Below are 12,097 nucleotides of genomic sequence, written 5' to 3'. Positions count from 1 at the left end.
GCGTTTCATGGCTCAGCGCAAGGCGAAACAGATGACACGGAAATATTTTGGAACCGATGGTATTCGCGGACAGGCAAACAGCTTTCCGATGACACCTGAAGTCGCCATGAAAGTCGGCATGGCGGTTGGCCACATCTTCCGCCGCAAGGGTCAGGCTTCGCGCGTTGTGATCGGCAAGGATACGCGCCGCTCGGGCTATATGCTGGAAAATGCGCTGGTGGCAGGTTTCACCGCCGCCGGTATGGATGTTTTTCTGCTTGGTCCGATCCCGACGCCCGCTGTTGCCATGCTTTGCCGCTCGCTGCGTGCCGATATTGGCGTGATGATTTCCGCATCGCACAATCCATTCTACGACAATGGCATCAAGCTTTTCGGCCCGGATGGGTACAAGCTTTCCGATGAGATTGAACTCAAGATCGAAGCGATGATTGACGGGGACCTGTCGTCCTACATGGCAAGCCATGGTGATGTCGGTCGCGCCAAGCGTGTTGATGGCGATATCTATCGCTATATCGAGTTCGCCAAGCGCACCCTGCCGCGCAATATCGATCTGAATGGTCTGCGTGTCGTTGTCGATTGCGCCAATGGTGCCGGCTACAAGGTCGCTCCTGCCGCTTTGTGGGAACTGGGTGCCGAAGTCATCACCATCAACAACGAACCGAACGGCATCAATATCAATGAGGATTGCGGTTCAACGCATCCGATCGGTCTGATGAAGAAGGTTCATGAAGTGCGCGCCGATGTGGGCATTGCGCTTGATGGCGATGCGGACCGCGTGTTGCTGGTCGATGAAAACGGTACCGTCATCGATGGTGACCAGTTGATGGCCGTTATTGCCGAAAGCTGGGCTGCAACCGATCGTCTTGAAGGCGGCGGCATCGTCGCTACGGTCATGTCCAATCTTGGACTGGAGCGTTTCCTCGCCGACCGTCACCTGACGCTGGCCCGCACCAAGGTGGGCGACCGTTATGTGGTCGAGCACATGCGCGAACATGGCTTCAATGTCGGGGGCGAACAGTCTGGCCATATCGTTTTGTCCGATTTCGCGACCACGGGTGACGGTCTGATTTCGGCGTTGCAGATCCTTGCCGTTGCGCAGGAGCAGGGCAGGCCGATCAGTGAAGTCTGCCGCAAGTTTGATCCGGTGCCGCAGCTTCTGAAGAATGTTCGCACCGCTGGCGGCAAGCCGCTGGAAAACAAGCGGGTAAAGAGCGCAATCGACGAAGCGACCGAGCGCCTTGGCGTTCAGGGGCGTCTGGTTATCCGTCCGTCCGGCACCGAGCCGCTCATCCGTGTCATGGCGGAAGGCGATGATCGCGGTTTGGTGGAAAAGGTTGTCAATGACATCATCGATGTGATTTCGTCCGAAAGCAGCGCTGCGGCCTGATCATCGCAAAGACAATGTTAGCAAGGCGCGGGCGAGACCTGCGCCTTTTTGCGTTTAATAAATTAGCGAATGTTAATGAACTTGGTAAAAAAACAAGGTTAAGTTGTATTTAACTTTTGCCGAATAGTCTCCCCCTCAAATATCCGTACCCGTCGCCTGCGGCGGTACGATTCTCCGATGGGGCAGACATATGAAAAGTCTTACGAAAACTCTTTTTGCCGGTGTGGCAGCATCGGTTGCCCTGATGGCTGCGGTGCCTGTCGTTCTTGCGGCGGATATCATCGAACCTGTTCCTGAAGTTGTTGTCGCTCCGCCTGCCGTTGGTGGTTGGTATCTGCGCGGCGACATCGGTTACTCCAAGGCCAAGTTCAGGGACGCCGATTACGCGACCATCGATAATTGCGCGACTTGCGGCGGCGGCTCGCCGACTTTTGGCAGCAACACGCTCTATGGTGACCTGAAGGGCTCGTTCCTTGTTGGCGGCGGTGTCGGCTATCAGGTGACGGACTATTTCCGCACCGATCTGACAGTCGACTACATGACCCGTGCCAAGTTCAACGGTCATACCTACGGTTCGGCCTGCAACGGTGATATCGATTGCGCTTCCGACGAGCGCGGGCGCTTCTCGGCTCTTTCCATTCTCGCCAATGCCTATGTCGACCTCGGCAACTTTGCCGGTTTCACGCCCTATGTCGGTGCCGGTATCGGCGGCACGCGCGTCAAGTGGGGCGATCTGGACGATGTTCGTTATGGAGGCACGCAGGAAGGCGCTGCCAACTGGCGCTTTACCTATGCGCTCATGGCCGGTGCATCGGTCGACCTCACGCAGAACCTCAAGCTCGATGCGGGTTATCGCTATCGCCACATCAACGGTGGCAAGATGTTTGAAGGCAACCAGTGGATCGGCGACGGCCACGACAATGGCATGAATGTGCACGATGTACGCGTCGGCCTGCGTTATATGTTTGGCGGCGCAGGTCCGGTCTATGCCCCGCAGCAGGTTTCGACCATCGTAGATGGTTCCGTTTACAAATAAATAGCAAATCGCAAGATGAGATAAGGCCCGGTCATCCGGGCCTTATTTGTTTAGAGATCGCATTGTCCCACGCAAAACCGCTTCGCACTTTTGCTGGAAATGCTTGAGAAACATAGTAAAAATATCCCTATATTTATGCGATCTTAACTATGTTCATTCATACATGATGATAAATTCATAAGCGGGGATTTCATCATGTCTATGCATTGGCGTGCTTTCTGTTCGTCGGCTGCTTTGCTGGCCGGATTGTGCTTTGCATCGCAGTCTTTTGCGGCCGATCTCGATATGATCAGCTATGAGCCGGGCGTTCCGATGCAGCAGCCGGTCGAGGTGGGTTCCGGGTGGTATCTGCGTGGTGATATCGGCTACAACCTCTCCTCCAAGGTCAAGATCCAGACAGAGACGTCTTTCTGGAATGGCTCTCAAAGCTATGATCTGGCCAAGACTGTCGTGCCCTCCATCGGTATCGGTTATCAGTTCACGGATAATCTGCGTGGCGACGTGACACTCGGCTATTCCAAACAGAGCTTCGACGATTATGACGTCGATGTCCGTAGCTGGGATATGATGGCCAATGCCTATGTCGATCTCGGCAACTACTCCGGCTTCACGCCCTATCTCGGTGCAGGCCTCGGCTTTGCCAATGTGCGTTATTCCATTGATACGGCTTATGGCGAATACAAGACAGATGATGATTATTGTCTCGCCTGGGCGCTCATGGCGGGTGTCGGTATTGATGTGGCATCCAACATCAAGCTCGATATCGGCTATCGTTATGGGGTCATCGAAGGCGCGGATATTGCAAGTGCCGCAGGCATCACGCTCAGCGACAAGGACATTCAGTCCCATCAGTTGCGTGCCGGTGTGCGCTTTACGACCTGGTAATACCAAGCCTCATCGAGACTTGGTTAAGCCCGTGCGGCAATTGAGCATTTTCAGGGCGTGATGCGTTAGCATCTTAGCGCCCTGCTATAATTGCGGCGGGCCTTATGGCCCGCTTTGCAATTCATTGTTTTAGCTATTTCGAATTTTTCGTTTTCATGTGCGGCCCGATTCCTTACAGGTGACAGAACGCGACGAATGCGTGTCCTGAAAAGGGGAGGGTTATGAAAGCAATTGCAGCATTTTCAGATTTCGTAGGCCGGACATTTGCCGTCTGGGTCATTGTCTTTGCCATTCTCGGTTTTGTTCTGCCGTCGACATTCAGCGTGTTTGCGCCGTGGATCGTGGTTCTGCTCGGCATTATCATGTTCGGAATGGGCCTGACGATTTCCGGCAAGGATTTTGCAGAAGTTGCCAAAAGACCTTTCGATGTTGCTATCGGCGTGCTGGCGCAGTTCATCATCATGCCGCTGCTCGCCGTGTTGCTGACGCGCATTATCCCGATGTCGCCGGAAGTGGCGGCGGGTGTGATCCTCGTCGGCTGCTGCCCCGGTGGCACGGCTTCCAACGTCATGACCTATCTGTCGAAGGGCGACGTGGCGCTGAGCGTGGCTTGCACAAGTGTCACCACCCTGCTGGCGCCGCTGGTGACGCCGTTTCTGGTCTGGTTCTTCGCCAGCCAATATCTGCCCGTCGATGCGATGAGCATGTTCATCAGCATTGTGAAGGTGATCCTTGTGCCTCTGGCGCTTGGCTTCGTTCTGCAGAAACTGGTTCCGGGCCTCGTCAAGGCCGCTGTGCCGATGCTGCCGCTTGTGTCGGTTATCGGTATCGTGCTCATCGTTGCAGCCGTCGTCGCGGTCAACAAGGCTGCCATCGCGCAGTCCGGCCTGCTGATCTTCGCGGTGGTGTTCCTGCACAATGGCTTCGGTCTGCTGCTCGGCTATTTCGCCGCGCGTTTCGCGGGATTGTCGCTGGCAAAGCGCAAGGCGATCAGCATTGAGGTTGGCATGCAGAACAGTGGATTGGGCGCAGCTCTCGCCAATGCGCACTTCTCACCGCTGGCGGCCGTGCCGAGCGCCGTCTTCAGTGTCTGGCACAATATCTCCGGTGCGCTGATTGCAAGCTATTATGCGCGCATGGAAGAGGAGCCGACAGAGACACAAACGGTCACGCGATAATGAAATTCTACTCGCCCGAAGCAATTCGGGCGAGTTGGATGAAAATATTCCCCGAAAGCCGTATTGAGGAAAAATGCACTTTCGGCTATCCCAGTAAGTGGGCCACGTCTCCCCAACGAGACGCGTGCTATCTGAGAGGATAGAAACAACATGACGACGATTGCGAAGCCGGCAGTTCGCCCGGCTAATCCTAATTTTTCATCCGGTCCCTGTGCAAAACGTCCCGGCTGGTCGCTGAATGCGCTGGTCGATGCGGCGCTTGGCCGTTCGCACCGCGCGAAAATCGGCAAGACCAAGCTGAAAGAAGCCATCGACCTTACCCGCGAAGTGCTGCAGGTTCCTGCCGACTACCGTATCGGTATCGTGCCGGCATCCGACACCGGCGCTGTCGAGATGGCGCTGTGGTCCATGCTCGGCGCGCGTGGCGTCGATATGGTCGCGTGGGAAAGCTTCGGCTCGGGCTGGGTCACGGATGTGGTGAAGCAGCTCAAGCTCGAAGATGTCCGCACCTTCGAAGCGCCTTACGGTGAGATTGTCGATTTTTCGCAGGTCGATTTCGACCGCGATGTGGTCTTCACCTGGAACGGCACCACGTCTGGCGCGCGCGTCCCGAATGGCGATTTCATACCGGCGGATCGCAAGGGTCTGACCTTCTGCGATGCGACCTCTGCCGCCTTCGCCCAACGTCTCGACTTCCCGAAACTCGATGTCGTCACCTTCTCCTGGCAGAAGGTGCTGGGCGGCGAGGGCGCGCATGGCATCCTGATCCTTTCCCCGCGTGCGGCGGAACGGCTGGAAAGCTACAAGCCTGCATGGCCACTGCCGAAGATTTTCCGCATGACCAAGGGCGGCAAGCTGATCGAAGGCATCTTCGTCGGCGAGACCATCAACACGCCGTCCATGCTCTGCGTGGAAGACTATCTCGATGCGCTGAAATGGGCGAAATCGCTTGGCGGTCTCGATGCGCTGGTTGCGCGCGCCGATGCGAATTTTGCGGTTCTCGACGGTTTTGTCGCAAAGACGCCGTGGATTGCCAATCTGGCCGTGAAGCCGGAAACGCGTTCGAACACTTCCGTCTGCCTTACGATTGTCGATCCGGAAGTGACTGCCTTGTCTGCCGACGAGCAGGCCGCTTTTGCCAAGGGCATCGTCACCGCGCTCGACAAGGAAGGCGTTGCCTATGATATCGGCGCCTATCGCGATGCACCTTCAGGTCTGCGTATCTGGGCTGGCGCGACGGTGGAAGCTTCCGATCTGGAAGCGCTGACGCACTGGCTGGATTGGGCTTTTGCAACGCAGAAGGCTGCGCTGAAAGCTGCTGCCTGAGCATTTCATGCATGACACCGTGGTCCGCGTTGGGGCGGCCACGGTCCGCATCTCCCATTATTCATAGCATTTCCTGAAGCAGATCGGTCTGCGTTTACAGGAAATGCTTGGTCTGAAAATGTTTGAAGGAGGCCACCATGGCACCTCGCGTTCTCGTATCCGATAAGCTTTCGCCCACTGCCGTCCAGATTTTCAAGGATCGCGGCGTGGAAGTCGATTACCTGCCTGATCTGGGCAAGGACAAGGAAAAGCTTCTCGAAGTCATCGGCGATTATGACGGTCTGGCGATCCGTTCGGCCACAAAGGTCACGGAAAAGCTGATCGCAGCCGCCAAGAAGCTCAAGGTCGTCGGTCGCGCCGGTATCGGCGTGGACAATGTCGATATTCCGGCGGCTTCGCGCCGTGGTATCATCGTCATGAACACGCCTTTCGGCAACTCGATCACCACTGCCGAACATGCCATTGCGCTGATGTTCGCCGTGGCGCGGCAATTGCCGGAGGCAGACACCTCCACCCGCGCTGGCAAGTGGGAAAAGAACCGCTTCATGGGCGTGGAAATCACCGGCAAGACGCTGGGCGTCGTCGGCTGCGGCAATATCGGTTCGATTGTCGCCACGCGCGCCATCGGCCTGAAGATGCATGTGGTGGCTTTCGATCCGTTCCTGTCCGAAGCCCGTGCGCAGGAACTGGGCGTTGAAAAGGTCGAGCTGGACGAGCTGCTGGCCCGCGCCGATTTCATCACGCTGCACACGCCCTTGACCGACAAGACCCGCAACATCATCAATGCGGAAAACCTGGCCAAGACCAAGCCGGGCGTGCGTATCGTCAATTGTGCCCGCGGCGGACTGATCGTGGAAAAGGATCTGGTGGCAGCGCTGAAATCCGGCCATGTGGCAGGCGCGGGTATCGACGTTTACGAAACGGAACCGGCGACGGAAAACGAGCTTTTCTCGCTGCCCAATGTCGTCTGCACGCCGCATCTTGGTGCGTCGACCTCGGAAGCACAGGAAAATGTCGCGCTTCAGGTAGCCGAACAGATGTCGGACTATCTGGTGAAGGGCGCCGTTTCCAACGCCATCAACATGCCCTCGATCACGGCGGAAGAAGCGCCGCGTCTGAAGCCATTCGTGAAGCTTGCCGATGTGCTTGGCGCTTTCGTCGGTCAGGTCACGGACGAGCCGATTCAGGAAGTGGAAGTGCTGTTCGACGGTTCCACCGCAACCATGAACACGCGCGCATTGCTGAGTGCGACCCTGGCCGGTCTCATCCGTCCGCAGGTCGCCGACGTCAACATGGTTTCCGCACCGATCATGGTGAAGGAACGCGGCATCATCGTTTCGGAAGTCAAGCGCGACAAGTCTGGCATCTTCGACGGCTATATCAAGCTGACGGTGAAGACCACCTTGCGTGAACGCTCCATTGCCGGAACCTGCTTCTCGGACGGCAAGGCGCGCTTCATCCAGATCAAGGGAATCAATCTCGACGCCGAGGTCGGCCCGCACATGCTTTACGTCACCAACAAGGACGTTCCCGGCATGATCGGCCTGCTTGGCACGATCTGCGGCAAGCACAATATCAACATCGCCAACTTCTCGCTCGGACGTGACCATCCGGGTGGCGATGCGATCGCCATGCTCTATGTGGATGAACAGATTCCACAGGCAGCACTTGACGAACTGACGGCTCAAGAGGCAATCAAGGCGGCAACACCGCTTGAGTTCAACGTCGGAGAAGTTTGAGAAAATGGTTGAAGAGATGGTACAGCCGGAATGGCGGCGCATGCACGAGCAGGATATTGCGAGCGTGACTGCGGTTGCTAATGTTGTCCATCTCGATTTCTTCGAAGATGAGGCGGTCTTCCGGGACCGCTTCAAACTCTATCCGGCTGGCTGCTTCGTGCTCGCCCGTGACAATGAAATCCTCGGATATGGCATCAGCCATCCATGGAAGCTGGATACGGTCCCGGCTCTCAACGCCGTTCTGGGCGAACTGCCCGACGACACCAATACCTACTATATCCATGATATCGCGCTTCTGCCCGAAGCCCGTTCCAGCGGTGCTGCCACGCGCGTGGTCGAACTGATGGCCTTGCAGGCTGAACGCGACGGTTTCGTCACCATGTCGCTCGTTGCCGTCAGCGGCTCGCAGGGCTTCTGGGAAAAGAAGGGTTTTGTCGTTCGCGACCTCCCGGCGCTTGAGGAAAAGCTCAAGAGCTATTCGGATGATGCACTCTACATGGTGCGCGCCGGCTAGGTCGCAGATATTCCGTTTTTGGCGGTCTGCAAATGGCGTGATTATTTCCTTCCGGTGCTCATGTACCCGAAAGTACATTCCGCTCCGGGTCTCAAATCCCACCATTTTCGCCACGCCACAAACGGAATCTCAAGCGACCTAAGCGCCCTGCTTGCCGGACGGTGTTCAAAAATCGGGAATTTCTTGCACGAAAGAGTCGCGCAATCCCGTTTCAATCTGTATAGAGACGAGGGATCAGCACCCTGTAGCCTCAACTGGCGATGACCGGGCCGCTTTGATCCTTGGATTTTCAAATAGAAGCCAAGGAGTTTCTTCAATGGCAAATGTGGTTGTCGTCGGGTCGCAATGGGGCGATGAGGGCAAGGGTAAGATCGTTGACTGGCTGTCCGAACGCGCCGATGTCATCGTGCGCTACCAGGGCGGTCATAACGCAGGTCATACGCTTGTCATCGACGGCGTCAGCTACAAGCTTTCGCTGCTGCCATCCGGCCTCGTGCGCGGCAAGCTGAGTGTCATCGGCAATGGTGTCGTTGTCGATCCGCATCATTTTGTTGCCGAAGTCGAGAAGTTGCGCGCACAGGGCATCGACATCAATCCTGATGTGCTGCGTATTGCCGAAAATGCGCCGCTTATCCTCTCCATTCATCGTGAACTCGATGCCATGCGCGAAAGCTCCAATTCGGGTCTCAAGATCGGCACGACCAAGCGCGGTATTGGCCCGGCTTATGAAGACAAGGTTGGTCGTCGCGCCATCCGCGTCATCGACCTGACCGAGCCGGAAACGCTGCAGCCGAAGGTCGAACGTCTGCTGGCGCACCACAATCTGCTGCGCCGCGGCATGGGTCTGGAAGAAATCGCGGTCGATACCATTTTGAAGGAACTGAACTCGGTTGCCGATCAGATTCTTCCCTATATCGATCAGGTCTGGCGCGTTCTAGACGAGCGCCGCAAGGCTGGCGACCGTATCCTGTTCGAAGGCGCGCAGGGCGCATTGCTCGACAACGACCACGGCACCTATCCGTTCGTGACGTCCTCCAACACGGTTGCCGGTCAGGCTGCTGCCGGTTCGGGCCTCGGTCCGACGGCCATCGGCTATGTGCTCGGCATCACCAAGGCCTATACGACCCGCGTTGGCGAAGGTCCGTTCCCAACGGAACTCGATGATGAAATCGGCGAATTCCTTGGCACCAAGGGCCATGAGTTCGGCGTTGTAACAGGACGCAAGCGTCGTTGCGGCTGGTTCGATGCCGTGATCGTGCGCCAGACGGTTCGTACCTCCGGCATCACCGGCATTGCGTTGACCAAGCTCGACGTTCTCGACGGCCTGGATGAAATCAAGATCTGCGTCGCCTATGAACTCGATGGCAAGCGCATCGACTATCTGCCGTCCTCCATGGGCGCGCAGGCACGCGTGAAGCCGATCTATGAAACGTTGCCGGGCTGGTCGGAAACGACTGCGGGTGCGCGTTCGTGGAACGACCTCCCGGCACAGGCTGTCAAATATGTGCGTCACATCGAAGAATTGATCGGCGCTCCGGTGGCGATGCTGTCCACCAGCCCGGAACGTGAGGACACCATCCTCGTCACCGATCCATTCCACGACTGATTTTTTGCAGTCATGAACTGATATGTTCGGAGCAGCTTTTCCGGAAGCTGCTCCGATTTTGTTTTGACCGTTGTACAAAGAACGCAATCGGCAACGCAAAGCTTCGCAACAGGGTGGGTTTCGCCACTATTTCACCGCATCATTTTGAAAGTCTTCGCTAAATCGTAGCCGGAGACTTTGCTTTCCCTTGATTATTGTGATTATTGGGACATTTATTGCATCCTGTGCTTATTGTTCATCTGGACGGGCGGAAACCGGGTAAGACGGAATGGCGGATTTTGTAGCGGTACTGAAAAAGACGATCGATGCGCAGGCGGACAAGTCGCCCGAACTGCGCCAGCGTGTTTACGCGAAAGCGCGCGCCACGATCGAGCAAAAGCTTGTTACGGCGAATGCCTCGCAGGCCGTGGCTGTCCGCCAGCGCAATATTCTTGAAGATGCTATTACCGAGGTTGAAGCTTTTTATGCGCCACCAGCCGACGTGCCGGAAGAACCGGTCGGTGATGCGCTGGAAGATTTTCTGGAAGAGGCGAATCAGGGTGCAGCAACGCGCGCACCATCGCATGAAGATGATGATGAATCTGTATTCTCCGGCACACCGCGCGACGAACGCCGCGAGAGTGTCTCCCGTGAGGATGACGACGCACCGGCCTTTTCCGCAGAGCATAGCGACGACTGGAAACTGGACCGCGCCAAGGAAAAGGCGCAGGCTCGCCGCAGCGAATATATCGAACGCACAGCCAAGAAAGAACAGCGCTCCTACAAGGGCTTGATCGCCGGTCTGATTGCAGTCCTGCTTGTCGGCGGTGCCGGTTATGCGGTTTGGGCCAACAAGGACAAAATTCAGGAACTGGCATCGAGCCTCGGACGCAGCGATGCGCCAGCGACCGGTTCAGATACCGAAACGCATCCCGAAGGCACGACGCCGCCAGCCGACAACAATGCGGCGACGACGGGTGGCGAACAGACGCCCGAGCAGCCGCAACAGCCTGCGGGCGAGCCGAAAATGACCCAGCGGCTGATGCCTGATGGCAGCGAAACCGATAGTGGACCTGCTGCCGGTGCAAATGGTATCGGCGAGGGCACGTCGACCGCCGCTTCCACGCCTGCGCCTGCCGAAACGAATACGCAGACCGGCGCGCAGCCAGGACAAAACCAGACTGTAGCCGTCGGCCAGCAGGCGCTTCTTTATGAAGAACGCGGCGGCGCCGGTTCGGATTCGGTCGAGCGCGGCAATGTGGTCTGGTCCACGATCGAAGAAAGCCCGGAAGACGGCCAGCCCGCTGAACCGGCGGTTCGCGCGACCGTTACGATGCCGACCAGCAAGGTCGAGCTGAAGATGACGATCCGCAAGAATACGGACCAGTCCATTCCGGCGAGCCATCTGATTGAACTGGTCTTCACCGTGCCGGAAGGTTTCCCCGGCGGCGTGGTGGATAACGTGCAGCGCATCACCTTCAAGGATACGGAACAGGCGGCAGGCAACCCGCTGATCGCTGTGCCGTCGAAGATCGGCGACAATTTCTTCATCGTATGGCTCAACGACGCCCGTACCGCGCAGGACACCAACCTTTCGCTGATGCGTCGCCTGCAGTGGATCGATATTCCGATCTCCTATCGCAATGGTCGTCGCGCTCTTATCAGTCTTGAAAAGGGCGTGCCGGGTGAGAAGGCGTTCAACGACGTGCTGGGCACAAACTAGCTCTTACATATCGAAACAGAAAAAGGCCGCTTCGAGCGGCCTTTTTGTTTTGAAGCGATCAGGGTCGCACAGTGATTATTTCTTCTCGGCGAAAGCCTTGATGGCCTTGGCAATTTCGTTTCGTGCAGCTTCGGCGCTGTCGAAACCGCCCAGTTCAACGACCTTGCGGCCTTCCGGCAATTGCTTGTAGACGCGGAAGAAAGCTTCGAGGCGCTGCTGTTCGACCTTCGGCAGATCGGTGATTTCCTTGATATTGTCGTAGGTCGGATCAATGTCTGTGGTCGGAACGGCGACGATCTTGTCGTCCTGGTCGCCACCGTCGATCATCTTCAGCACACCGATGGGGCGAACCTTGATGATCGCGCCTGGAACAATCGGCTCACGCGTGTAGATGAGCGCGTCGAGCGGATCGCCGTCACCGGCAAGCGTGCTGGTGATCGAGCCGTAATTGGCCGGATAGATCACAGGCATGGACTGGTAGCGGTCGACGACGATGTGACCGGTCTTGTCGTCTATTTCGTATTTGGTGAAGCTGCCTTGCGGGATTTCGATGGCGGTGAAGAATTCCTTCCCGTCCTGTTCCTTCTGCGGATAATCGAGGAAGGAGACATATTCGGAAGCCGATGCGGCGGTGGCAGCGGTCAGCGCAAGGGCTGCGGCGAGCAGGAGCTTTTTCATGGGATGACCTTCGGGCTTGGGTGAAACACACCCTCGTCCCTAAAGC

The 12,097-nt window shown here is 57.0% G+C and carries 10 protein-coding genes; 9 read left to right on the top strand and 1 reads right to left on the bottom strand.

What is annotated here, in order from left to right:
* Positions 1-31: 31 nt before the first annotated feature.
* The 9 genes from glmM (at position 32) to FIB18_RS17425 (ending at position 11,373) form a co-directional block, all read left to right on the top strand.
* A complete protein-coding gene (gene glmM, locus FIB18_RS17470; RefSeq protein WP_140021928.1) occupies positions 32-1,387 on the top strand; it encodes a phosphoglucosamine mutase in 1,356 nt (451 codons plus the stop codon).
* A gap of 190 nt (positions 1,388-1,577) precedes the next feature.
* On the top strand, positions 1,578-2,423 hold the full coding sequence (locus FIB18_RS17465) for an outer membrane protein (RefSeq protein WP_140021927.1): 846 nt from the start codon (positions 1,578-1,580) through the stop codon (positions 2,421-2,423).
* A gap of 195 nt (positions 2,424-2,618) precedes the next feature.
* Positions 2,619-3,308 (top strand): outer membrane protein, encoded by a 690-nt coding sequence (locus FIB18_RS17460; protein WP_140021926.1) that lies wholly within the window; start codon positions 2,619-2,621, stop codon positions 3,306-3,308.
* 221 nt (positions 3,309-3,529) lie between these two features.
* Positions 3,530-4,486, top strand: coding sequence for a bile acid:sodium symporter family protein (locus FIB18_RS17455; protein ID WP_140021925.1), 957 nt, complete (start codon positions 3,530-3,532; stop codon positions 4,484-4,486).
* Between the two features lie 150 nt (positions 4,487-4,636).
* Positions 4,637-5,812, top strand: coding sequence for a phosphoserine transaminase (locus FIB18_RS17450; protein WP_140021924.1), 1,176 nt, complete (start codon positions 4,637-4,639; stop codon positions 5,810-5,812).
* Between the two features lie 137 nt (positions 5,813-5,949).
* Entirely contained in the window at positions 5,950-7,551 is a 1,602-nt protein-coding gene (serA, locus tag FIB18_RS17445; RefSeq protein WP_140021923.1) for a phosphoglycerate dehydrogenase, read from the top strand.
* A gap of 4 nt (positions 7,552-7,555) precedes the next feature.
* On the top strand, positions 7,556-8,065 hold the full coding sequence (locus FIB18_RS17440) for a GNAT family N-acetyltransferase (RefSeq protein WP_140021922.1): 510 nt from the start codon (positions 7,556-7,558) through the stop codon (positions 8,063-8,065).
* A gap of 316 nt (positions 8,066-8,381) precedes the next feature.
* Complete coding sequence (locus FIB18_RS17430; protein ID WP_140021920.1) at positions 8,382-9,671, top strand: adenylosuccinate synthase; 1,290 nt, start codon at positions 8,382-8,384, stop codon at positions 9,669-9,671.
* Between the two features lie 268 nt (positions 9,672-9,939).
* Positions 9,940-11,373 (top strand): transcriptional regulator, encoded by a 1,434-nt coding sequence (locus FIB18_RS17425; protein ID WP_140021919.1) that lies wholly within the window; start codon positions 9,940-9,942, stop codon positions 11,371-11,373.
* Between the two features lie 75 nt (positions 11,374-11,448).
* Here the strand turns inward: FIB18_RS17425 and FIB18_RS17420 are convergent, their stop codons facing one another.
* A complete protein-coding gene (locus tag FIB18_RS17420; protein WP_140021918.1) occupies positions 11,449-12,051 on the bottom strand; it encodes an inorganic diphosphatase in 603 nt (200 codons plus the stop codon).
* Positions 12,052-12,097 lie beyond the last annotated feature (46 nt).

It is taken from the genome of Brucella pecoris, assembly GCF_006376675.1.
Classification (GTDB): domain Bacteria; phylum Pseudomonadota; class Alphaproteobacteria; order Rhizobiales; family Rhizobiaceae; genus Brucella; species Brucella pecoris.
Note: the sequence above shows the minus strand (reverse complement) of the source record. Positions and strands in the feature narration are given on the sequence as shown.